The 22,638-nt window shown below is 41.1% G+C and carries 22 protein-coding genes and 1 pseudogene; 11 read left to right on the forward strand and 12 right to left on the reverse strand.

Translation table 11 applies throughout. The features are described 5' to 3' along the window. Window positions 1-63 precede the first annotated feature (63 nt). From LGZ98_RS10515 to pspF, 8 genes are all read right to left on the reverse strand, one after another. Complete coding sequence (locus tag LGZ98_RS10515) at window positions 64-822, reverse strand: hypothetical protein (RefSeq protein WP_113043929.1); 759 nt, start codon at window positions 820-822, stop codon at window positions 64-66. Window positions 823-1,257: 435 nt separating this feature from the next. After that, complete coding sequence (gene fabI / locus LGZ98_RS10520) at window positions 1,258-2,046, reverse strand: enoyl-ACP reductase FabI (protein ID WP_011146814.1); 789 nt, start codon at window positions 2,044-2,046, stop codon at window positions 1,258-1,260. Between the two features lie 174 nt (window positions 2,047-2,220). Then, entirely contained in the window at window positions 2,221-3,030 is an 810-nt protein-coding gene (sapF, locus tag LGZ98_RS10525; protein WP_113043928.1) for a putrescine export ABC transporter ATP-binding protein SapF, read from the reverse strand. Next, window positions 3,031-4,023, reverse strand: a complete 993-nt coding sequence (sapD, locus tag LGZ98_RS10530) for a putrescine export ABC transporter ATP-binding protein SapD (RefSeq protein ID WP_113043927.1) — start codon at window positions 4,021-4,023, stop codon at window positions 3,031-3,033. After that, window positions 4,023-4,913: a putrescine export ABC transporter permease SapC gene (gene sapC / locus LGZ98_RS10535; protein WP_112875792.1), complete on the reverse strand. Its 891-nt coding sequence runs from the start codon at window positions 4,911-4,913 to the stop codon at window positions 4,023-4,025. The genes sapD and sapC overlap by 1 nt, the downstream gene beginning before the upstream one ends. Next, window positions 4,900-5,865, reverse strand: coding sequence for a putrescine export ABC transporter permease SapB (gene sapB / locus LGZ98_RS10540; RefSeq protein WP_112875793.1), 966 nt, complete (start codon window positions 5,863-5,865; stop codon window positions 4,900-4,902). The genes sapC and sapB overlap by 14 nt, the downstream gene beginning before the upstream one ends. Then, window positions 5,862-7,526 (reverse strand): ABC transporter substrate-binding protein SapA, encoded by a 1,665-nt coding sequence (gene sapA / locus LGZ98_RS10545; protein ID WP_228901941.1) that lies wholly within the window; start codon window positions 7,524-7,526, stop codon window positions 5,862-5,864. The genes sapB and sapA overlap by 4 nt, the downstream gene beginning before the upstream one ends. 256 nt (window positions 7,527-7,782) lie before the next feature. Then, complete coding sequence (gene pspF / locus LGZ98_RS10550) at window positions 7,783-8,787, reverse strand: phage shock protein operon transcriptional activator (RefSeq protein WP_113043924.1); 1,005 nt, start codon at window positions 8,785-8,787, stop codon at window positions 7,783-7,785. A 180-nt stretch (window positions 8,788-8,967) separates the two neighbouring features. Between pspF and pspA the strand changes: the two genes are divergently transcribed. The 6 genes from pspA (at window position 8,968) to tyrR (ending at window position 14,741) form a co-directional block, all read left to right on the forward strand. Beyond that, window positions 8,968-9,642, forward strand: coding sequence for a phage shock protein PspA (gene pspA / locus LGZ98_RS10555; RefSeq protein ID WP_262978058.1), 675 nt, complete (start codon window positions 8,968-8,970; stop codon window positions 9,640-9,642). Window positions 9,643-9,679: 37 nt separating this feature from the next. Next, complete coding sequence (pspB, locus tag LGZ98_RS10560) at window positions 9,680-9,898, forward strand: envelope stress response membrane protein PspB (RefSeq protein WP_113043922.1); 219 nt, start codon at window positions 9,680-9,682, stop codon at window positions 9,896-9,898. Beyond that, the gene (gene pspC, locus LGZ98_RS10565) at window positions 9,898-10,251 is read left to right on the forward strand and encodes an envelope stress response membrane protein PspC (RefSeq protein ID WP_262978059.1); all 354 of its coding nucleotides are present in this window, start codon (window positions 9,898-9,900) and stop codon (window positions 10,249-10,251) included. Before pspB ends, pspC begins: the two co-directional genes overlap by 1 nt. Before the next feature lie 66 nt (window positions 10,252-10,317). Continuing rightward, window positions 10,318-11,715, forward strand: coding sequence for a YcjX family GTP-binding protein (locus tag LGZ98_RS10570; protein ID WP_113043920.1), 1,398 nt, complete (start codon window positions 10,318-10,320; stop codon window positions 11,713-11,715). After that, window positions 11,712-12,776 (forward strand): YcjF family protein, encoded by a 1,065-nt coding sequence (locus tag LGZ98_RS10575; RefSeq protein WP_262978060.1) that lies wholly within the window; start codon window positions 11,712-11,714, stop codon window positions 12,774-12,776. The genes LGZ98_RS10570 and LGZ98_RS10575 overlap by 4 nt, the downstream gene beginning before the upstream one ends. Window positions 12,777-13,157: 381 nt before the next feature. Beyond that, the gene (tyrR, locus tag LGZ98_RS10580) at window positions 13,158-14,741 is read left to right on the forward strand and encodes a transcriptional regulator TyrR (RefSeq protein WP_113043918.1); all 1,584 of its coding nucleotides are present in this window, start codon (window positions 13,158-13,160) and stop codon (window positions 14,739-14,741) included. A 164-nt stretch (window positions 14,742-14,905) separates the two neighbouring features. Here tyrR and tpx read toward each other — a convergent pair whose 3' ends face one another. Beyond that, window positions 14,906-15,409 (reverse strand): thiol peroxidase, encoded by a 504-nt coding sequence (tpx, locus tag LGZ98_RS10585; protein ID WP_113043917.1) that lies wholly within the window; start codon window positions 15,407-15,409, stop codon window positions 14,906-14,908. A 173-nt stretch (window positions 15,410-15,582) separates the two neighbouring features. Here tpx and LGZ98_RS10590 point away from each other — a divergent pair, with 173 nt between their 5' ends. From LGZ98_RS10590 to LGZ98_RS10600, 3 genes are all read left to right on the forward strand, one after another. Beyond that, window positions 15,583-17,223: a peptide ABC transporter substrate-binding protein gene (locus LGZ98_RS10590; RefSeq protein WP_113043916.1), complete on the forward strand. Its 1,641-nt coding sequence runs from the start codon at window positions 15,583-15,585 to the stop codon at window positions 17,221-17,223. A gap of 16 nt (window positions 17,224-17,239) precedes the next feature. Then, on the forward strand, window positions 17,240-18,223 hold the full coding sequence (zntB, locus tag LGZ98_RS10595) for a zinc transporter ZntB (RefSeq protein ID WP_113043915.1): 984 nt from the start codon (window positions 17,240-17,242) through the stop codon (window positions 18,221-18,223). A gap of 144 nt (window positions 18,224-18,367) precedes the next feature. After that, window positions 18,368-18,517, forward strand: a complete 150-nt coding sequence (locus LGZ98_RS10600; RefSeq protein WP_158536609.1) for a hypothetical protein — start codon at window positions 18,368-18,370, stop codon at window positions 18,515-18,517. Window positions 18,518-18,687: 170 nt separating this feature from the next. Here LGZ98_RS10600 and ttcA read toward each other — a convergent pair whose 3' ends face one another. Then, the gene (ttcA, locus tag LGZ98_RS10605) at window positions 18,688-19,617 is read right to left on the reverse strand and encodes a tRNA 2-thiocytidine(32) synthetase TtcA (RefSeq protein ID WP_191214959.1); all 930 of its coding nucleotides are present in this window, start codon (window positions 19,615-19,617) and stop codon (window positions 18,688-18,690) included. A 415-nt stretch (window positions 19,618-20,032) separates the two neighbouring features. On the opposite strand from ttcA, the gene LGZ98_RS10610 reads away from it, so the two are divergent. Beyond that, a complete protein-coding gene (locus tag LGZ98_RS10610; protein ID WP_262978061.1) occupies window positions 20,033-20,374 on the forward strand; it encodes a hypothetical protein in 342 nt (113 codons plus the stop codon). Continuing rightward, window positions 20,323-20,649, forward strand: coding sequence for a DUF4760 domain-containing protein (locus tag LGZ98_RS10615; protein ID WP_262978064.1), 327 nt, complete (start codon window positions 20,323-20,325; stop codon window positions 20,647-20,649). Before LGZ98_RS10610 ends, LGZ98_RS10615 begins: the two co-directional genes overlap by 52 nt. Window positions 20,650-21,013: 364 nt before the next feature. On the opposite strand, the gene LGZ98_RS10620 is transcribed toward LGZ98_RS10615, so the two are convergent. Then, entirely contained in the window at window positions 21,014-21,160 is a 147-nt protein-coding gene (locus LGZ98_RS10620; protein ID WP_262978062.1) for a hypothetical protein, read from the reverse strand. Between the two features lie 1,073 nt (window positions 21,161-22,233). Beyond that, window positions 22,234-22,638: pseudogene (locus LGZ98_RS10625) on the reverse strand (hypothetical protein); the annotation flags it as partial.

Consider the following 22,638-nt stretch of genomic DNA (forward strand, 5'->3'; position numbering starts at 1 on the left):
ATGATATTATACGGAATAAATAATAGAGATTATTGATAGTTGCAAAAATTCATTTTATATTGATTATAATATAATTAATATATTATTTTTTCTAAATGATTTGTAATCATAGGAAAATAAATTGAATTTATTTGTAAAATCACTAAAATAGACCATGCATTGCCTATAGTTTCTTGTAAAAATATCTTTTTTATTCTCTTCATTAAAGTTTTCGACTAACTCATTGTAAATATTATTAATTGCTCTGATTTGTCCATTAAGCTTATTGACTGAATTGTTTATATTTCTAAGGCTAAATGAAACATCTGATATGTTTAAAGTGATTTCTTCCATCAATAAAGAGAGTTTATATATTTGTTTTTTATCTTCTCCATCGGGAATATTCTTTAATAATTGTTGTATTTTTATATGTGTTTTTTCTGCAAAACTTTTCTTGCTTTCAAAATAAATTTGAGATATTTCAAATGGTTGTGGTAATTTCGAGATGAAATTTTCTAGCTTACTAAAATCTGATTCAATTTCTTTCAATGCATGATTGACTCTGGCAATATAACCATGGCCTAAATATCCACTGCTAAGTGAACCTAAATAGGTTGTTGCTTTGTGTATATTTTTAATAATTCTATCAATATCTTGTTCATCGGAATTATATGCATATTCATAATCCTCCAATGCTGATGGCCAGTGATATAATGATCCACTAAATTCATTCCAAGAAGCTGCAATTTCTTGGGATAGATCATGATTTTTCAGGCATTCTGGCAATTTTATATTGGTAATTGATTTAAACATATTGGATATAATTAAAAAATCATTTTTCATTTTATGCACCTTGCTAAAATAATAAATGTCACTAAATTGTATAAAAGCATGAAATATAATATTAAACCTAAAAGATTAAAATGATAATAAAAATAAAATATTGAAATAGAAATATTGTACTGATAATCGATTTTATGAAATTAAGTTGTTGATTATATTAAAGGACATATTACTGATTAGTGCAAGGAAACAAGATGATATTTTTTATTTCGGTAAAACAATTATAAGGTAATATCGTTTAACTCTTTAATTACAAAGGTTTTAATAATTCTTTCCAATTGTTTTTTATATTTTGATTTAAAATTAATTTTTACCTATTAGTGATGATTTAATGAAGTGATTAATCTATTTATTTTATTGATAAATAAAAGGCCCGAAAAACAGGCTCTTCGGGCCTTGGCCTTATGAATTAAAAGTTACTGATTATTAATCAGATTATTTCAATTCCAGTTCATTCATTGCGGCAATGCTGAAACCACCGTCAACATGCAGGATTTCACCGGTAATACCGCCGGACAGATCCGAGCACAAGAATGCCGCAGCGTTACCAACATCTTCAGTTGTTACAGTGCGGCGAATTGGGTTAACGGATTCACAGTGAGCCAGCATTTTACGGAAATCTTTGATGCCAGACGCAGCCAAAGTACGGATAGGCCCGGCAGAGATACCGTTAACACGAATACCTTCAGCGCCCATGGCGTTAGCCATATAACGGACGTTAGCTTCCAGAGATGCTTTTGCCAGACCCATTACATTATAGTTAGGGATTGAGCGCTCTGCTCCCAGGTAGGTGAGAGTCAGTAAAGCAGAATTTGGGTTCAGCATTTCACGGCAAGTTTTTGCCATAGCAACAAAGCTGTAAGAGCTGATGTCGTGCGCGATTCTAAAGCCTTCGCGGGTAACGGAACTGACATAGTTACCATCCAGTTGATCAGCAGGTGCAAAGCCAATGGAGTGAACAAAACCATCGAATTTCGGCCAAATTTTGCTCAGTTCGGTGAACAGGACTTCAATGCTTTCGTCTTCAGCTACATCGCAAGGCAGAACGATAGTAGAATTTAGGGAAGCAGCAAATTCTTCAACACGAGGTTTCAACTTGTCATTTTGATAAGTGAAAGCCAGCTCAGCTCCCTGGTCATGCATTGCTTTTGCAACGCCATAAGCGATGGAGAGTTTACTGGCGACGCCAGTGATCAGAATGCGCTTGCCGGTCATAAAACCCATAACAGTATCCTTGTGTGATAACGCCGGTAATGATATTCATGGATTAAAATTGCTCACAGAGACAATATCAATATGACGTTTTATTGTTAATAAACCCAGTAATTCTATCACGCTAGAGAGAAATATGCTGTATTTTGCGTTCTGCTCCGAGCAGTGATTATCGTTTTCTATATGTTAAGGAATATCCTGCCGCCAGGCATCAGCGGTGAGTGCTTCACCAAAATGGCTAGCGATTAAACGGCGGGTCATATCGTGCAGAGGGGAAGCCAACACTTCTGCTGTATTTCCCCGCTCAACAACTTCCCCTTGATGCATGACCAGCACCTGATCGCTGATATGTTTCATCATGCCAAGATGCTGGGTGACATAGAGGTAAGAAATACCTTGTTTTTCCTGTAATTCCAACATCAGATTAATGATTTGAGATCGCATAGACATATCGAGTGATGCTAATGCCTCATCAGCAATAATAATCTGAGGTTGTAATATCAATGCGCGCGCCAGTGCTACCCGCTGTTTCTGGCCTGAGGCTAACATATGTGGATAATAATTGGCATGGTCCGGTAGCAGGCCAACTTGTCGCAATGTCTGGTTGATCCGTTTTTCCCGCTCCATTGTATTAAGCGCTGTATTAAGCAGAAGGGGAATATCAAGAATTTGACCAATACGCTGACGAGGATTTAGCGACGTACTTGGGTCCTGAAATATCATACGAATGCGTTGGCTACGATAACTGTAATCACCGTAAGTGAGTTTATGGCCTTCGATCATGATTTCGCCGGAAGTTGGCTCGATGACGCCTGAAAGCATTTTTGCCAGTGTTGATTTTCCAGAACCGTTTTCACCAATAATCGCCAGCGTCTGTTTAGCTTTTAAGGTAAAACTAACGGGTTTTACCGCATTGAGATGTTGACGGTGAAAAAAACCTGTTCGATAACGAAAAGTTTTAGCCAAGTTCCTGACTTCTAGCAGAGTGTTAATCAATTACTGTTCCTCCAGATTCAGTGGAAAGTGGCAGGCAAAAGCGTGGTTTTTAATCACCCGCAACCGTGGTGTTTCAATACACGTTTTTTGCGCATAAGGGCAACGTGGACCTAAACGGCAGCCGATGGGTAAGTGCTCAAGGGATGGAATAGCGCCTGATAAGGTGTTTAACCTGCTTTTATGGGGCAAAGAGCTACTAAAATCAGGGATAGCGCGGCTTAACGCTTGTGTGTAAGGGTGGTGTGGTATTACCAATAATTCATCGGGAACGGCGCTTTCGACCGTTTGACCACAGTACAGAACATTAATGCGATCCACCAATTTGCTCATGACTTGCAAGTCATGACTTATCAGTAAAATGGTGGTGTTGTTGTTCTGATTCAATCGTGCTAACAGACGGAAAATCTGAGCTTGTGTGGTCGGTTCCATCGCATTGGTTGGTTCATCTGCAATCAGCAGGCGTGGTTGGTTAGCCAATGCGATAGCAATCATGACCTTTTGGCACTCTCCCTCCGTTAACTCGTAAGGGAAGCTATTCATAATGTCTTTATGATCTTTAATTCCCACACGGTGGAGTAATTCAATAGCCCGGCGTTTTCGCCATTTGAAACGTTGCCACCAACGGCCTTTGTATGTCCAGCAGGGAATGGCTTGAATGAGTTGACGACCAATATTTTCAGAAGGATCAAGACAGGATTGTGGCTCCTGAAAAATCATTGAGATATTGTGGCCGATCACTTTTCGGCGCTGACGTGGAGTCAGACGGAGCAGGTCAATATCATCGAAGCGAAAACGGTCAGCCGTCACTTTGAGATTATCTTTAGTGACTCCGCTTATTGCTTTGGCAATCAAGCTCTTACCTGAGCCGGATTCACCAACCAGACCACGTATTTCGCCTTCTGTCAGTGACATACTGACGCGATCAACCGCTTTAACTGGCCCTTTGGCAGTCATAAATTCAATAGTAAGATTGCGAATGTCGAGTAATGGCATTATTCCACCCCGGAATTGATTGCTCGGTGTAATCCATCACCTAATAAATTGACTAACAAGACACAGAACATAATTGCCGCGCCGGGCAACATAACGGTCCAGGGCGCAACATAGATTAGCTCCAGTGAATCGCCCAACATGGCTCCCCATTCTGGTGAGGGAAGTTGGGCGCCAAGATCAAGAAAACCAAGTGAAGCGATATCAAGTATGGCGATAGAAAGGGCGCGTGTTAGCTCGTTGACCAAGGCGGCGGTAATGTTTGGTAATACGGCATACCATAGAATGTGGTAATTAGAGGCGCCATCCAGGCGAGCGGCAATAACATATTCTTTATCTAGCTCATCGTGAACGGCGCTGTAAACTGTGCGAACGATACGTGGCAATAGCGCCAACCAAATAGCGATTATTGCATGCTGCAAACTGGCACCCACAAAGGCGACGACAATGATTGCCAGCAATAGTGATGGGATAGAGAGTAATGTATCGAGAATATGATTGAGCACCGCGGATTTCAGTCCTCGTGTCATGCCTGCCAGACAGCCAATAATCAGACCACATAAAGCGGCTGCTAAAGTGACTAACAGCGCTGAACCAAATGTAGAGGCGGTACCTATTAGTAATCGGCTGAGAATGTCGCGTCCAAGATCGTCGGTACCTAGAAAAAATGCGATATTACCGTGATATGACCATGAAGGTGGCAGCAACTGATGACCAAGAAATTGTTGATCGAGCTTATAGGGGGCCAGATAGCTACCAAACAGACTTAGGGCGATCAGAATCAGCACCCCATAAAACCCCATCATTGCCAACATATCAGAATAGAAAAAGCGCCAGATGACCTTTATCGGTGACGGCATTTTCTTTTCACGATAAAAATTATCTAAGGGCATACCATTCCTTATGCTTCAGAGGGTTAGCCATTGCGCCAATAATATCAGACAGAACATTGACAAAAATCACCAGTGTGCCAATCACCATAACACTGGCAGAAATGGCGGAATAATCTTGCTGACGAATGGCACTGACCAACCAATGACCAAGTCCCGGCCAGTTAAATACGAGTTCTGTCATCATTGCCAGTGTCAGCATGGTGGAAAATTGTAATCCTAGTTTCGGAATGATAGGGGGCAACGCATTGTGTAATACATGACGACGGATAATTGTCAGCCTTGATAAACCACGGGTTGCGGCGGCTTTAATATAGTTTTCACCAAAAACTTCTTCTGTGCTGTTCCTCATCAACCGGATAACTTCGGTTGTCGGTGCAACGGCGAGTGTAATAACGGGTAGCAGCAAGTGTTGCATGGCACTAATGATCATCTCATTACGATAGGGTGATTTTGATAACCAGGCATCAATTAATGAGAAACCTGTCACAGGTTCAATCTGATATAGCAGATTAAAGCGCCCGGAGACGGGTAGCCAGCCGAGATAAAGAGAGAAAAATAGAGTCAGTAATAATGCTAGCCAAAAAATCGGGATGGAAAATCCGACTAAAGCAATGGAGATGATAACAGTATCCGCGGGTTTGTTACGCCATACTCCCGCAATAATTCCGAGTGGGATGCCGACGAGTAAGGCGGTAGAGAAAGCCAGAATACAGAGCTCCATTGTAGCGGGGAACACTTCCCGTAGTTGTCCGCTGATAAGTTCACCATTAATGCTGGATACGCCAAAATCCCATAGTAATAAGCTGTTGAAATAGAATATATAAGCATCAAATAGGGATGCCCCGCTGAGTGGAGCATTGGGGGTAAAGTAACTTAGGCTAAAGCTTATCAGTGACAGGAAAAACAGGGTAATAATCAGCAATAGCAGACGACGGAGAGTGTAAATAATCATTTGTCACCCTTCTGATTCATTCGATTAGTCTCTTTTTCCCGATAAACGCCAGCGAAAGAGGTATTACCAAATGGGCTGAGTACCAGCCCTTTAATATCATGACGGTAGGCTTGTAAATGCAGAGAATAGGCTAATGGTAATATAGGTAATTGCTGCTCAAGGACTTGTTGAGCCGCATGATAATACTTAATTCTGGATAATAATTGCTGGTTAATCAAAGCTTCCCGCAAAATTTTATCAAATGTTGGCTCACACCAATGGCTGAAATTTGTTTGTGAAGCGATAGCCGCACAACTTAACAGTGGACGGAAAAAACTGTCTGGGTCATTACTGTCAGTTGACCAACCTGATAATGTCATATCGTGAGATTTATCCATCAGTTTGGTTTCCTGAAAGCGGCCCTCAACAGGTTTGATACTCATGGTAATACCAACTTGTGCTAAATCGGCCTGAATCAGTTCTGCCATTTTGAGTGGACTTGGATTATATGATTGAGAGGCGGAAGGTACCCATAAGCTCAATTGCAAGCCATTTAATCCGAGGTCATTAAGCATTTTGCGTGATTTTTCTGGGTTGTATTCCGTAATTTCAGTTTGATTATCATAAGCCCATGACGCCCGAGGTAAAATTGATGAGGCTGTTTCCGCCGTACCATAATAGATGGATTGCATCAGCCGTTGGTTATTAATAGCGTAAGCAATGGCTTGCCGAACCTGTAGCTTATCAAGAGGTGGTTTGCTGGTATTGAAAGCCAGATAAGCGATATTCATTCCTGGGCGTAAAGTCAGACGCAGGCGAGGATCATCTCGTAAAACGGTAAGCTGACTGGCAGCGGGATACGCTAATACATCACATTCACCGGTTAAAAGTTTAGACATCCTGCCGGTGCCGCCGGCGCCGACGTCAATAACTATTTGGCGCATTTGTGGTTTGCCTTTCCAGTATTTATCATGACGAACCAGACGGATAAATTGTCTGGTCCGATGATCTTCCAACATAAACGGGCCTGTGCCGACAGGTTTCCAGTCAATTTGTTCATGGCGATTCATTTGATGCAATTGTTGCCCATATTCTTGTGAAAGTATTGGGGCATAGTGGGTTGCCAAATGCCAAAGAAAAGAAGCATCTGGTTCGTTCAAGCGAAACTCCACCGTATATTCATTAAGTTTACGGATACTTTGAATAGAATCGGCCAGTTGGAGGCTGTCAAAATAGGGGTAATGCCCGCCATTGACGTTGTGATAATAGTGTTGCTTATCAAACAGACGCTTAAAGCTGAAAATGACGTCATCAGCATTCATGTTACGGGTCGGAGTAAACCAGTCTGTTGATTGAAATGAGACATTATGGCGCAAATAAAAACGGTAAGTAGCACCGTTATCCAGTATTTCCCAATGGGAGGCTAATTCAGGAAGTAAACGATAAGTATAAGGGTCAACATCGAGTAGACGCTCATAGAGTTGTGCTGCCAGTGTATCGACAGTTAAGCCGCTGCTAGCCAGTTGGGGATTAAAGGTATTCAGGTTGCCATTAACGCAATAAATAAGCCCTTGTTGCTGAATGTCAGCCGGAACGTGGGGATTTTTTTCAGGCGTAGCTATTGTTTCTGCAATAGCAGGAGCTGAAAGGGATAATATGATCCAATAAATCAAACTGCGCATATAAGGCATCTGTTATTAATTAGAATTGACACATTGTATCTCAATTCGCGCTTGAGCCCAAAAAAACGCTGCGGGGATGATAATGAGAAAAATTCTCAACAAAGTGCTTTACAAAACGTATTGATAACTATTATCATCTGTATCGCACTTCCGGGGAACAGTTTTTGTATCTCAGGAAAGGCACGACATTGCTCACATTGCTTCCAGTGTTTTTTAGCCAGCTCGGGTGCTGGCTTTTTTTTATCTGTAATCCGGATCACTTATCGCCGACGTTGATATCATGTTTCTTCATTAAGCCTCGTAATTGATAATAGGTCAGTCGTAGTTTCTCTGCTGCTTTTCTTTGGTTAAATCTGCTCTCTTTTAATGATAGCGCTATTAATTGTCGTTCGCTGTCATGTTGCCACTGTTTCAAATTAACGGGCAGTGAAGGCAGAAGTTGTGAAGATAAATCATTATTATCATCAACATTGGCTATAAAATGTGGTGTGGAGGCGAATGGGTTAATAATAATATTATCAAGTTGAGCAGAATTTTCGCCGTGACGATAAACTGATCGTTCCACAACATTTTTCAGTTCACGAATATTACCGGGCCACGTGTAATCCTGTAACTGTTGTCTTGCCTGGTCAGTGAACCCGGGAAATAGTGGTAAATCAAGTTCGCGGCACATCTGAATAGCAAAATGCTGCGCTAACAACATGATATCCTGCTGTCTTTGCCGCAATGGTGGGATTTTAACCACATCGAAAGCCAGCCTATCGAGCAAATCAGCGCGGAATTGCCCCTTAGCTGCCATTGCGGGCAGGCTCTCATTGGTCGCGCATATCAGTCGAGCGTCAACTTGTAATGATTGGCTGCCGCCAACGCGTTCAAGATGCCCATATTCAATGACACGCAATAGCTTTTCTTGAACTTGCATTGGTGCGGTTGCCAATTCATCAAGAAATAGCGTTCCTCCATCAGCACGTTCAAATCTTCCTTGGTGCCTCTTTTGTGCACCGGTAAATGCGCCAGCTTCATGACCAAATAACTCTGAATCCAATAAATTTTCATTCAGAGCCGCGCAGTTTAGGGAGATAAATGGGCCTTGCCAGCGGGGAGATAAATAATGCAAACGGCGGGCAATCAGCTCTTTACCGGTTCCGCGTTCCCCAATAACGATAACCGGTTTGTTTAATTTTGCCAGCGCGGATACCTGTTCCAGAATTTCAATAAAGCTGTTTGCTTCACCCAATAGGTTTTCTGTGGCGTCATTCATGGTTATTTTCACCGATAATTGGTTATTTTAGCCACTTTATTACGTTGTGATAAAAAGTTAAATAAAAAAATTTCTTTATATTTCATGAAAATAAAGTAAATGAAAAGTTGGCACGACTCTTGATAGATAAAAGTGACATGAATAGTATTAACCAACCTTAACCAAAGAGGATAATTTGTTATGGGTATTTTCTCTCGTTTTGCTGATATCGTGAATGCCAATATCTCTTCATTACTGGATAAAGCGGAAGATCCGCAGAAAATGATTCGTCTAATGATTCAGGAAATGGAAGACACTTTAGTTGAAATTCGCTCAACTTCCGCCCGTGCTCTGGCAGAGAAAAAGCAGTTATCTCGCCGCATTACCGCAGGTGAACAACAAATGCACGACTGGCAGGAAAAAGCGGAACTGGCGTTGAATAAAGAGAGAGAAGATTTGGCACGGGCAGCCCTGCTTGAAAAACAGAAAGTGGCTGCTTTAGTGGATACATTGAAACATGAATTGACCATACTGGAAGAGACACTTGAGCGAATGAAAGGGGAGATTGTTGAGCTTGAAAACAAACTTAGCGAAACCCGAGTAAGACAACAGGCATTGGCTTTGCGTCATCAGGCGGCCGCCTCTTCCCGACAGGTTCGTCATCAGCTAGACAGCGGTAAAATTGATCAGGCAATGGCTCGCTTCGAACAATTTGAACGCCGTATCGATCATATGGAAGCGGAAGCAGAAGCCGTGGGCATGGGAAAACAAAAATCGCTGGATCAACAGCTTGCTGAATTAAAAGCAGACGATGAAATCAGTGCGCAGTTAGCGGCAATGAAGGCTAAAATAAATGCTAATAAAGAACAACATTAAGTGTTGGCGCACTCAACTAACCATTTAAGGAAAAGTGATGGGCTCTATATTTCTTGGCATTCCGCTGACTATTTTTGTACTTTTTGTGTTACCCATCTGGTTGTGGTTGCATTATAACAACCGGAATTCAAACCAAAGTCAGTTAGATCAGAATGAAATTCAGCGTCTGGCAGAGCGTGTACAACATATGCAGGCACGAATCAAAACATTGGAAGATATTCTGGATGCGGAACATCCTGATTGGAGGCAATCATAATGTCGAATGGTAACCGCCGGAAACTGTATCGAATACCCGAGAAGGGCAAGATTAAAGGTGTTTGTGCTGGGTTGGCCTATTATTTTGATGTACCAGTACGTTTGATTCGTGTCATCGCGGTATTGTCACTTTTTTTTGGCCTGTTTGGTTTTGTGGTTGTTGCTTATATTGTACTGGTTTTCATCCTTGATCCGGCACCCACGGGTTATACCGAAGAGGCCCATTTTTCAGTACAAAACTTGCTGAATGAAATCGATTATCAATTGAAATCGGGAGAGATTCGTCTGCGCCAAATGGAGCGTTATATCACCTCAGAAACGTTCAGCGTTCGCAGTCGTTTCAGGCAGCTTTGATAGCAAAAATTACCTATGGCTCGGCTGATACAAAAAAATTGTTGTAATACTTATCTCAGGAGAGACATGAAACGGCTACAAAATGAATTAACTGCGTTGGTGAATCGTGGGATGGATCGCCATTTACGGTTAGCTGTAACAGGATTAAGTCGTAGTGGTAAAACAGCGTTTATCACATCTTTGGTTAATCAGTTACTTAACCTCCATAGCGGTGCCCGGTTGCCGCTATTTTCTGCTGTGCGTGACGGTCGCTTGTTGGGTGTAAAACGGGTTCCTCAACGTGATTTGGGCGTTCCTCGTTTTACTTATGATGAAGGGTTGACCTCACTTTACAGCACACCGCCAGCCTGGCCGACTCCGACGCGGGGTGTCAGTGAAATCCGTCTGGCACTTCGTTACCGTTCTGGGGATTCTCTGCTGCGCCATTTTAAAGAAACTGCCACGTTATATCTGGAAATTGTGGATTATCCCGGCGAATGGCTGTTGGATCTACCGATGTTGGCGCAAAGTTATTTAACATGGTCACATCAGATGAATAGCTTATTGCAGGGACAAAGAGCTGCATGGGCAAAACCTTGGTTGGAACTTTGTAAACAGTGCGATCCACTGGCACCCGCAGATGAGAATCTGTTGGCTGCTATTGCTCATGCCTATACGGAATATTTGGTTAAATGCAAAGAGCACGGTTTACATTTTATTCAGCCGGGGAGATTTGTTCTGCCCGGTGATATGATGGGTGCTCCGGCTTTACAATTTTTCCCGTGGCCGGATATCAACAATATCACTGAGTCACGATTTGCTCAGGCAGATAGACACACGAATATCGGTATGCTGCGTCAGCGCTTTGAATATTACTGCCAGTCGGTGGTGAAAGGGTTTTATAAAGCGCATTTTCTACGTTTTGATCGACAGATTGTGTTGATAGATTGTTTACAGCCATTAAACCGTGGACCACAAGCATTTAATGATATGCGTTTGGCGCTGACACAATTAATGCAAAGTTTTCATTATGGTAAACGAACGCTCTTCCGCCGCCTGTTTTCCCCTTGCATTGATAAATTAATGTTTGCTGCCAGTAAAGCCGATCACATTACCGCAGATCAACATGCTAATTTGGTTTCTTTACTCCAGCAATTGATTCAGGAAGCCAGACAAAATGCGGTTTTTGAAGGTATCAGCATGGATTGTGTTGGCCTGGCATCGGTACGAGCGACAGAAAGTGGCGTGATTGAACACAATGGTGAAAGTATTCCGGCGTTGAAAGGATATCGGCTTACAGATGGTAAACCGCTGACATTTTTTCCCGGAGAGGTGCCACGGCGTTTACCTGAGGATAACTTCTGGCAAAAACAGGGTTTCTCTTTCGAAGAGTTTAGCCCTTGTCCGGTAAATGTGGATACACCATTGCCTCATATCCGGTTGGATACCGTGCTGGAATTTTTAGTGGGAGATAAAGTGAAATGACGGAGCCCTTGAAGCCAAGAATTGACTTTACAGAATCCTTATCGGGGCCACAAGAGCCGGTTTTAAAGCCTGCTCAGATCTTTAATGAAAAAGACACAGCAAATTTTTGTCCTGCTTCACTGGAACTTGAGGCTGAAGAACGCGAAGGTCAGGTAGAAGGGATAGTTAATGCAGCACTGAAACCTAAGCGTAGTTGCTGGCGTAGAATGGTATATGGTTCTCTGATGTTATTGGGGGTGAGTGCTGTTGCTCAGTTTGTGCAGTGGATTTATCAATCATGGCAGCAACAGGATTGGAGCGCATTAGGTGTAGCGGCAGCCGGGGGCATGATTGTCTTTGCGGGAATAGGTTCTCTTGTCAATGAGTGGCATCGTCTTTATCGGCTAAGAATGCGGTCTGAGGAACGCGATACTGCGAGAGCGTTATTGCAGCATCATGGCGTGGGTAAAGGGCGGGAATTTTGTGAGAAGTTGGCAAGTCAGGCGGGTATCGAACAGCATAACCCGGCGTTACAGCGCTGGCGAGCCGCTTTACATGATACACATAACGATCGTGAAGTGGTGGTGTTGTACAGTAAATGGGTTCAACCTGTTTTGGACTCTCAAGTCAAGGCTGAAATCAGCCGCTGTGCTGCGGAATCGGCATTAATGATAGCAGTTAGCCCGTTGGCCATTGTCGATATGGCATTTATTGCCTGGCGTAATATCCGGCTAATTAATCGTATTGCAGCTCTATATGGTATTGAACTGGGATATTTCAGTCGTATTCGGCTCTTCCGCCTTGTTCTGCTGAATATTGTTTTTTCTGGTGCTTCAGAAGTGGTGCGGGAAGTGGGTATGGATTGGTTATCGCAGGATATCGCTGCGCGTCTTTCTGTCAGAGCCGCTCAAGGGATCGGTGTAGGTTTACTGACTGCCCGGTTGGGTATTAAAGCGATGGAATTATGTAGGCCATTACCTTGGATAGAAGGTGATAAACCCAAATTAGGAGATTTCCGTCGTCAGCTAATCACTCAACTTAAGAATATCCTACCAAATAAGTCTAAGAATATAGTTAATTAAATGATATATACTTTAATTCTATATGAACGCACAAAATATCCAGATAACGACAATATTTTACGTTATTTTATTAGTTTGTTTTATAATCAATCTTAGAGTTTGTTTATTTTAGTGAAAGTTTCAAATACTGTGTTATACCCAATGGATTTCAAGATGCATCGCGACGGCAAAGGAGCGAATCCCCGGGAGCATAGATAACTATGTGACCGGGGTGAGTGAGTGCAGCCAACAAAGAGGCAACTTGAAAGATAACGGGTATATTTGCGACATTAAAAAACCGGAGTCTGGTCAATTTTTACTGACAGAACGCTTCATATGAATAATTGTAGAGAGTAGTATTTTAAAAAATTATATGTATTAGTGTAAATAAGGTCAAAACAGATGCGCTTAGAAGTTGCTTGCCATGATCGAATTGGGCTGACCCGTGAACTGCTCGATCTACTGGTATTAGAGAATATTGATTTAAAAGGGATAGAAATATCTCAAATCGGCCGGATTTACCTTAATTTTTCACAAGTTGATTTCAATGTATTTCGTAAATTGATGGCAGAAATTCGCCGTATTAATGGTGTTATTGATGTTCGTACCGTCTCTTTTATGCCTTCAGAAAGAGAACACAAAGCGATGTGTGCCCTGTTGGAATCCTTGCCTGAGCCTGTTTTTTCAGTTGATCTGAAAGGAAATATTGAGCTTGCTAACTCCGCGGTGTTTAAGCTGTTTGGTGTTAGTGAGGAACAAACTTATCAAAAACCTATCGGGCAGTTTATCAGCGGTTATAACTTTTCGCGCTGGTTTGAAAATAAAAATATCCAGCAACGTGTGGAAAGGATAACTCTCAAAGGTCTGGACTACCTGATGGATATTACTCCTATTCAGCTGATTGATGAAAAGCAGAAAATGCAATGTGTTGGCACAGTGATTATGCTCAAATCTGCTGCTCGAATAGGGAATCAACTGAAAAAACTGACTGTCAATGATGGTAGTGAATTTAAGGCGATTATCGCTGTTAGCCCAAAAATGACTCAGCTTATTGAACAGGCTCGTAAAATGGCGATGCTGGATGCGCCACTGTTGCTGATTGGTGAAACAGGAACTGGCAAAGACATTTTGGCAAAAGCCTGTCATTTGCACAGCTTACGCGGAAAACAGCCCTTTTTGGGGTTGAACTGCGCATCGATGCCGGATGATGTAGTAGAAAGTGAACTGTTTGGCTATGCTGCCGGCGCTTATCCGAATGCGATTGAAGGAAAGAAAGGTTTCTTCGAGCAGGCTAATGGCGGCACTGTTTTACTGGATGAAATTGGCGAAATGTCGCCACAGATGCAAATTAAGCTGCTGCGTTTTCTTAATGACGGTACTTTCCGCCGAGTAGGGGAAGAAAATGAAGTCAAAGTGAATGTCAGAGTTATCTGTGCGACACAAAAAAATCTGGTTGAATTGGTGCAGCGAGGGGAATTTCGCGAAGATCTCTATTATCGTCTTAATGTGTTGGCGATTACCCTCCCGCCGTTGCGTGATCGTAAAGCAGATATTATGCCGCTGGTGGAGTATTTTATTGAGCGTTTTTCTGAAGAACAGGGAGTACTGAAACCGAAATTGTCCCCTGAACTTCCCCACTTTCTGACGAGTTACAGTTGGCCCGGTAACGTAAGGCAGTTACAAAATGCCATCTATCGGGCGCTGACTCAGCTTGAAAATATGGAGCTGACGCCGCGGGATATACAACTGCCAGAGTTTGAAACAGAGGTTTCTTTTAGTGAAGATGTGTTCAATGGTTCTCTGGATGAAATCAGTAAACGTTTTGAACGTTCGGTGTTAACGCGTCTTTATCGGCACTATCCCAGTACGCGTAAACTGGCTAAACGTCTTGGGGTATCGCATACTGCGATTGCCAATAAATTGAGAGAATATGGTCTGAGTAGCAGGAAGCATGCTACCGAATATGAGCCGGATGGTGATGAATAAAATAATGCCCACCGGAAGTGGGCATTATATCCCGTCATCTTTCAAGTTGCCTCTTTGTTGGCTGCACTCGCTCACCCCGGTCTCATAGTTTGCTATGCTCCCGGGGATTCACTCCTTTGCCGTCGCGATCCATCTTGAAATCCATAGGGTATAAATCATGGGATTTATTTCAGTGCGGCCAGTGCGCTATCGTAATTTGGCTCATTAGTAATTTCATCAACCAGTTGGCTATAAATCACGTTATCGCTTTCATCAAGCACAATGACTGCACGGGCTGTGAGACCACTCAGAGGACTACCGCTGATGGCAACGCCATAATCTTCACTGAAAGTACCGCCACGTAGGGTAGACAGCGTGACGACATTTGATAACCCTTCCGCGCCACAGAAACGGGACTGAGCAAAAGGCAGGTCGGCAGAAATGCACAGTACGACGGTATTTTCCAAATCATTCGCTACCTGATTAAATTTACGTACTGATGCCGCACAAACACCGGTATCGATACTTGGGAAAATATTCAGCACCTTACTTTTTCCGGCATAGTGGCTAAGAGAGACATCGGAGAGATCTTTGGCTGTCAGAGTAAAATCTTTCGCTTTTTCCCCTGATTTTGGGAACTGGCCGCTTACGGCGATATCATTGCCTTGAAATTTTACTGTTTGTGTCATAGCTTTCTTCCTCTGATAAATGAACCACGATTGCCCAGTGTAGAAGAATATTCAGTTCTTGCCCATCAAAAATAGTGCTTGTGAGAGTAAAATTGTCTGATTGTGTCATTCTGACAATGGCTTATAATTTAGTAATGGGATATCTATTTTATAACAGGGCAGATTATTACCTTATGCGCTATTTCAATCTGATTTCTTGTGCACTACTTATCAATAGTTTTCTTATTATCAATAGTTCTCTTATCACCGTTTCTGCTTTTGCTGCGGAAGTTCCTCCTGGCACTCAGCTTAATGACAAACAGGAACTGGTTCGTCACCTAAAAGACGAACCGGCATCCTTAGACCCGATTAATGCTGTGGGTTTGACAGAGGCGCAAGTTCAGCGTGATCTGTTTGAAGGTCTGGTGAATCAGGATGCGTATGGCAATGCTATTCCCGGTGTCGCAACAGCGTGGAAAACCGCGGACAACAAAACGTGGTTTTTTACCTTGCGTTCTGATGCCCGTTGGTCAAACGGCGAACCCGTTACCGCGACAGATTTTGTGTATAGTTGGCAGCGGTTGGTCACTCCAGCTAATACGTCATCTTTTGCTTGGTTTGCCGCACTAGCGGGTATTGAAAATGCTCAGGAAATTATTGACGGTAAACTGCTACCAGCAAAACTGGGTGTTGAGGCCATTGATAAGCACACATTAAAGGTGACATTAAACCGGCCTGTACCTTATTTTCCCAACCTGACTGCGAATTTCAGTCTCTATCCGGTAAATAAGAAAACAGTAGAAAAATATGGGAAAGAGTGGATAAAAGTTGGTCATTTGGTGGGGAATGGTGCTTTCAAATTACATGATCGAATTGTTAATGAAAAAATCGTTCTGACACCAAACCCTTATTACTGGGATCATAAAAAAACCGTCCTGACCAAAGTCACATTCGTACCAATTAATCAGGAATCGCACGCGACTAAACGCTATCTGGCGGATGATTTGGATATTACCGAATCTTTCCCGAAAAATATGTATAAAAAATTGCAGCATGAATTACCTGGGCAAGTCTATACGCCGGATCAGTTGGGGACCTATTATTACGCTTTTAACACCCAACGTGCGCCAACGAATGATGCCAGAGTGCGTAAAGCGCTTTCTATGACAATTGACCGTAAAATTATTGCGGAAAAAGTCTTGGCGACAGGGGAGAAACCTGCCTGGCATTTTACGCCGGATGTGACCGCGGGTTTCCATCCAGTGATCAGTGACATGGAACAACATACGCAAGCAGAATTGGACCAACAGGCTAAGGTTTTGTTACAAGCGGCTGGTTACGGGCCGAACAATCCATTGAAACTTTCTCTGCTCTATAATAATTCTGAAAACCACCAGAAAATTGCGATTGCTATTGCCTCTATGTGGAAGAAAAAACTGGGGGTGCAAGTAAGTTTGATGAATCAGGAATGGAAAACTTATATTGATAGCCGTAACACGGGTAATTTTGATGTTATTCGTGCATCTTGGGTGGGTGATTATAACGAGCCATCTACATTTCTAAGTCTGCTAACGTCAACGCATAGTGGCAATATTGCTAAATTCCATCAGGCAAATTACGACAAACTGCTACAATCTGCTAGTTTGCGAACAGATGATGGCTTAAGAAACGATGACTACAACAAAGCGGAGCAAATGATTGCTGAACAGGCGCCTATTGCACCGATTTATCAGTACACTAACGGCAGGTTGATAAAACCTTGGTTGAAAGGATATCCGATCACCAATCCAGAAGACGTGGCATATAGTCATACTATGTACATAATTAAGCATTAAGGGTAAGGAGCTGGATGTGGAAACCATTTATGGCTCATCATTGCAAGAGGCTGATGCAGTCTATGCTTGTCAGTTTAATGGTCAAGGCGGCATGACGCCGATTGACATGAATGGATTAGCCACACCAGCTCAACCTTTCTGGCAACATCTGGATTACCACAATCCCAAAAGTTATCGCTGGATAATGGACACGGATCTGTTACCAGAAACAGTCAAAAAGGGGCTGGCCGGAGAGAGTTTTAGACCAAAAATAGTTCGTACCGGAGATGGTACGATGATTACGCTGCGAACAATTAATAGCAATAAAAGTGAACGTCCCGATCAACTGGTAACGTTCCGTATTTATATTAATTCTGAAATTATCGTTTCCAGTCGCCATCGTAAAGTTCATTCACTGGAACAGGTACTGAGTGATTTACAGAATGGAATAGGCGCGAAAACGACCGGGCACTGGTTGGTTGAAATAGCTGATGCAATAACCGATGAAGTGGGTAATTTTATTGAAGATCTTCATGACAACCTTATTGAGCTTGAGAATATGATTCTTGAGCAACGGATACCGGGGCGGGGTGGGTTGGCTTTACTGCGTAAGCAATTGATTATTCTGCGCCGTTATATGGCGCCTCAAAGAGATGTATTTTCTCGTCTCGCCAATGAAAGATTACTCTGGATGAGTGATGAAGATCGTCATCGAATGCAGGAAATATCTGACCGCTTAGGAAGGGAATTGGATGATTTGGATGGTTGTATTGCTCGCACAGCGATTATTTCAGATGAAATTACCTCTATGATGGCGGATGCGATGAACCGTCGTACTTATACTATGTCATTATTTGCCATGATTTTTTTACCGACAACATTCCTGACTGGATTATTTGGTGTCAACCTTGGCGGTATTCCTGGTAATGAAAACCATCTGGGTTTTAGTATTTTTTGTTTGCTGTTATTGGGATTGATTATATTTGTTGCCTTCTGGTTAAAAAGAAGTAAATGGCTATGAAAATTAAATAGTTATTTGGAGATATGAAACATAACTACGGAGAAGTGTTACTAAAACTAGTCCTTAATTTGAGATATATCAATATTCACCAGTCGTCATTGAGGCATGATAACTCTCGCAGGTGAAAACAACGTTAAGCGATGAATGTTGTTCTCCGTAATTGTAGTTTTTCTCACATATACCCTATGGATTTCAAGATGGATCGCGACGGCAAGGGAGCGAATCCCCGGGAGCATAGATAACGATGTGACCGGGGTGAGTGAGCAGCCAACAAAGAGGCAACTTGAAAGATGACGGGTATAAGTCTTTATACAGAATAATTGCCCATTCTTGTGCCGATATTAATTTCTAATGTCGGCTTTTTTTATTTTTCATTTGTTGCTTTAGGAAAATAAATAAAAATCAAGACGAAAGTGAAAGAGAAGCAGAAATTAACGCTCTGAAGTATATCCAGAGCGGAATAACTATTTGACTTCAATGATATCCAGCCGTTCTGATTGATAATCGGGTTGATCTTCTATATCAACAACGGGTTGTATGGGTAATTCCTCGCGGTCAAAGGCGAGATCGCCACCATCGATAATTTCGCTGTCGTGAGTGATATTTTTAAAATCGAATAGATTAAAATCGCTGAGATGTGATGGAACGACATTTTGTACCGCACGAAACATGGTTTCAATTCTGCCCGGATAACGCTTATCCCATTCCCGTAACATATCCTTGATAACCTGGCGTTGCAAATTGGGTTGCGAACCACAGAGATTACAAGGAATGATCGGGAATGCTTTGGCGGTTGCATAGCGCTCAATATCTTTCTCGCGGCAATAAGCGAGAGGGCGAATGACAATATGTTTACCATCATCACTCATCAACTTTGGTGGCATACCTTTTAGTTTGCCGCCATAAAACATATTGAGAAATAAGGTTTGCAAAATATCATCACGGTGATGGCCTAATGCAATTTTCGTTGCGCCCAACTCAGTGGCAGTGCGATATAAGATGCCACGGCGTAGGCGGGAACAAAGAGAACAAGTTGTTTTACCTTCGGGTATCTTCTCTTTCACTATGCCATAAGTGTTTTCTTCGACAATTTTATATTCGACACCCAGTTCATCCAGATAAGCGGGAAGGATATGCTCAGGAAAACCGGGTTGTTTCTGATCCAGATTAACTGCAACAAGTGAAAAATTAACCGGAGCACTTTTTTGCAGATTTTGCAGGATGGACAGCAGGGTATAGCTGTCTTTACCACCAGAAAGGCAGACCATAATGCGATCGCCTTCCTCAATCATATTGAAATCAGCGATTGCTTGACCGACATCACGGCGTAAGCGCTTCTGTAATTTGTTCAGGTTATATTGTTGTTTCTGATCCACCACGGACGCTCTGTAAATAATATTTAAATGGGATTTAGGCGGTGGAGTATACCATTTTTGTTACCTTAACACCTTAAAGAGTTTGTGATAGCTTCCGTCCGTTTTTACCTGTTGATGCGGATGGATTGACAGTTTTTTCTGTATGGAAGATGAAGATCGTCCATACTCTAAATTCTGTTGATAACCGGTATCAGAATGGAGATGAAAATCAAAACTCTGGTTGTTAAATTTGTTGAACTAGGGGTTCAATCGAACTATTATCACGTTAGGTGATATAAATTTATATCATGTTAAGTGACATCAATTTGATAAAAAACCGGTGAGCCATGTAGTACCCATGACAAATGGGATTGTTACCTATGTAAACCTTTACTGGTATCTACTAAACAAGAGAGGTGTAGATGATGAAAAGATTTATTTGTGATGAATTCGAATGGGTTTAACCATTAAAATAGTAGAGTATACAGGTAATGGACAGGTTAAGCGAAAAGCGGAGCAGAGCCTCCGCTTTTTTAAGGATGATGATATGGCAGCAGAAAGTTCGATTATTTTGAGTGAAAATTGGCAATATGCGACGGCCATCGCCCAAATAGTAAGTGCATTTGCAGTAACTATCGGTGTAATTGTTGCTATATGTGCCATAACAAGTAACTCAAAAACGGCTAGAAAGTCACAGACGGCTATTTTTCTTTCTGAAAGTAGAGTCACAAAGTTATCAGAAAAATCCATGAGTCAGGTAGGTCCTTTAGATCTTATGTCTATGACGAAGATCTAACAGAAGATCTAACAGAAGAAAACGTTGAAGACAGAAGGCGCATTCACTATTTTCTTAACTTTTTTGAAAGGGTATCAGTTAACGTAAAAAATAACATTTATGATGAATGTATGTTAAAGGAAGTACTGTATAGTACGGCAGTTAAAAACTTTGAGATAGTAGAACCTTTTATAAAAGCTTTGAGAGAGAAATTTAATAGCCAAACTTATTACCAAGAATATGAGTGGCTTGCTAGAAAGTGGCAAAAAGATCCGTTGAAAATCAATAGAAAATAAGATAGACCCGTCTCACTCGGTTTTTTTATCTTTAATCAGCTTGTTTCGGCAGGCTTTTTTGTGAGTGAAATTTTTTTGATTTATTTTGTAAATAGCTATAGAGATAATCATAAAAATATATAATGAAATGTAAGAAATAAATAAGATGATATATGTGACTCTGTTTATATTTAAATTAAATGTTAAATATAAGTTTGTAGTCTGTCAGGTGTATTTGAAATATAAAACAAATATCATTCCAATAGAGAAGGATAATATGCTGATGGAGTTAGTCAAAATATAGATCTTTAACCAATTTGTCATATTTTTCGGTAATCGCTGAATAAAATCGTAGGACTCTTTATACATATATTTACTATCCTTTTCATTGATTCTTATTATTTTTCCAATGAGTAATTGGTAAAAAAATAGCAACTTGAAACTGACCATAAACACCCAAAAAACGGCCCAGCTTTACAGCTGCTGATAAATAAAGCCCTTTTTCTATATATGATTCAATAATTTCATCCATCTTACTCTGATTTATTTTGTAAATAATGATTGATACAACTAAAAAAAAGAAATGAAATATAAAGGATAGTCATAATGATAAGAGTTGAACTGTTCATGTTAATTTCCCATTGGTATTTTAATTAATAGGGTGTGTTTTATGTATTCGTTAATTACTTGTATAACAAGAGAAGTAGACAGCTTAAAATGAATAAGAATATAGAGGCAGAGAATAAATAATAATAGATAATCATTATTGATGCAAGTTTTTTAGGTATACTCTTTGCGAACTCATATGCTTCTTGCGGGATGGAATTACCTATAAAAGCACGAGATATTATAGTCTTTCTTCTAGTTATTATCTGGTAGAGGAAACATGATAGATAATAACTCCCATAGAAGCCAGAAAACGATATTACATATATAATTTGTGGTATAAAAAAACCATTTTGTATATATTCGCCTCTGATTTCTATGAAGGATTTTTTATTTATTCCATAAAAAACGAATAAAGATGGCAACAAAAACATACTAACTAAAAATAAAGAAATCATGATAAAGTTAACTGTATTAATTAAGATGTTCATGTTATTTACTTACTATTTTGTCTATTAAAAGATCTCCTGCTTTGCTTCCGGCAACTCCACCTACTACACTACAGACAGCTACGCATATCCATTTAGCACGATGAATAATATTTTTGAATTAATATTATTATTGTTAATATGAGAGCAAATGCTACACCTATATAAGTGATAATGATGCATGTTTTCATCCAATGCGTTAAACTGGAGGGTAGATTTTGAATAAAGTAATAAGATTCTTGGTGCATGTATTTACTATCAGGCTGATTTATCTTCATTTTTTTTCCAGTTAACAGCATGTAGAAGAACAAAACGACGTGAATCTGATCACGCATCCTTCCGAAGCGTTGTATTATTATGCCTGTTGGTAAATAAAGTCCTTCTTCTATATATAATTCAATAATTTTATCCATCTTTTTTTGGTTTATTTTGTAAATGGCTATTGATATAACCAAAAATAAAATAGATAAGAAAAAACATATGGTCATTACCAAATCCAATATGCACATAGTCAATTTCCAATAAACGAATCTACAACGAATTCAGCAGCCTTTTCGCCACCTTTACTTCCAACATAGCCTCCTGCTAAACCGCCACCAACCATGCAAAGTCCGGCAACTAAACCTCCTGTTGCAGCTCCAAGAGCAACACATGCTGCTCCTGCTGCCATAGTGCCACCATATCCTATGGCCATCCCACCACCCGTTCTACCAACAAATTTACTATATTCTTTGATAGCCACTTTTTCACATTTTCCGGTCTGCCCATAATTACAGGCATCAATAGCCTGGCCGGTGGTATCGGTAAAGTCTAAGCCGATTGCAACCCAGCCACCATATTTCATCCATTTAACCATTTTAGCACTGCGGGTGATTATATGACTATATCCCTTTATCGCGCCAATCCCTGCTTTATC

It is taken from the genome of Photorhabdus kayaii, from assembly GCF_025384895.1.
Classification (GTDB): Bacteria; Pseudomonadota; Gammaproteobacteria; order Enterobacterales; family Enterobacteriaceae; genus Photorhabdus; species Photorhabdus kayaii.

Coding starts and splice junctions, on each gene's coding strand:
- LGZ98_RS10515 (WP_113043929.1), bottom strand. CDS start 822: ATGAAAAATGATTTTTTAATTATATCCAATATGTTTAAATCAATTACC.
- sapC (WP_112875792.1), bottom strand. CDS start 4,913: ATGCCCTTAGATAATTTTTATCGTGAAAAGAAAATGCCGTCACCGATA.
- fabI (WP_011146814.1), bottom strand. CDS start 2,046: ATGGGTTTTATGACCGGCAAGCGCATTCTGATCACTGGCGTCGCCAGT.
- sapA (WP_228901941.1), bottom strand. CDS start 7,526: ATGCGCAGTTTGATTTATTGGATCATATTATCCCTTTCAGCTCCTGCT.
- sapD (WP_113043927.1), bottom strand. CDS start 4,023: ATGCCATTACTCGACATTCGCAATCTTACTATTGAATTTATGACTGCC.
- LGZ98_RS10575 (WP_262978060.1), top strand. CDS start 11,712: ATGACGGAGCCCTTGAAGCCAAGAATTGACTTTACAGAATCCTTATCG.
- pspA (WP_262978058.1), top strand. CDS start 8,968: ATGGGTATTTTCTCTCGTTTTGCTGATATCGTGAATGCCAATATCTCT.
- LGZ98_RS10590 (WP_113043916.1), top strand. CDS start 15,583: ATGCGCTATTTCAATCTGATTTCTTGTGCACTACTTATCAATAGTTTT.
- pspB (WP_113043922.1), top strand. CDS start 9,680: ATGGGCTCTATATTTCTTGGCATTCCGCTGACTATTTTTGTACTTTTT.
- LGZ98_RS10610 (WP_262978061.1), top strand. CDS start 20,033: ATGGGTTTAACCATTAAAATAGTAGAGTATACAGGTAATGGACAGGTT.
- sapB (WP_112875793.1), bottom strand. CDS start 5,865: ATGATTATTTACACTCTCCGTCGTCTGCTATTGCTGATTATTACCCTG.
- LGZ98_RS10620 (WP_262978062.1), bottom strand. CDS start 21,160: ATGGATGAAATTATTGAATCATATATAGAAAAAGGGCTTTATTTATCA.
- pspF (WP_113043924.1), bottom strand. CDS start 8,787: ATGAATGACGCCACAGAAAACCTATTGGGTGAAGCAAACAGCTTTATT.
- tyrR (WP_113043918.1), top strand. CDS start 13,158: ATGCGCTTAGAAGTTGCTTGCCATGATCGAATTGGGCTGACCCGTGAA.
- LGZ98_RS10570 (WP_113043920.1), top strand. CDS start 10,318: ATGAAACGGCTACAAAATGAATTAACTGCGTTGGTGAATCGTGGGATG.
- tpx (WP_113043917.1), bottom strand. CDS start 15,409: ATGACACAAACAGTAAAATTTCAAGGCAATGATATCGCCGTAAGCGGC.
- LGZ98_RS10600 (WP_158536609.1), top strand. CDS start 18,368: ATGTTGTTCTCCGTAATTGTAGTTTTTCTCACATATACCCTATGGATT.
- pspC (WP_262978059.1), top strand. CDS start 9,898: ATGTCGAATGGTAACCGCCGGAAACTGTATCGAATACCCGAGAAGGGC.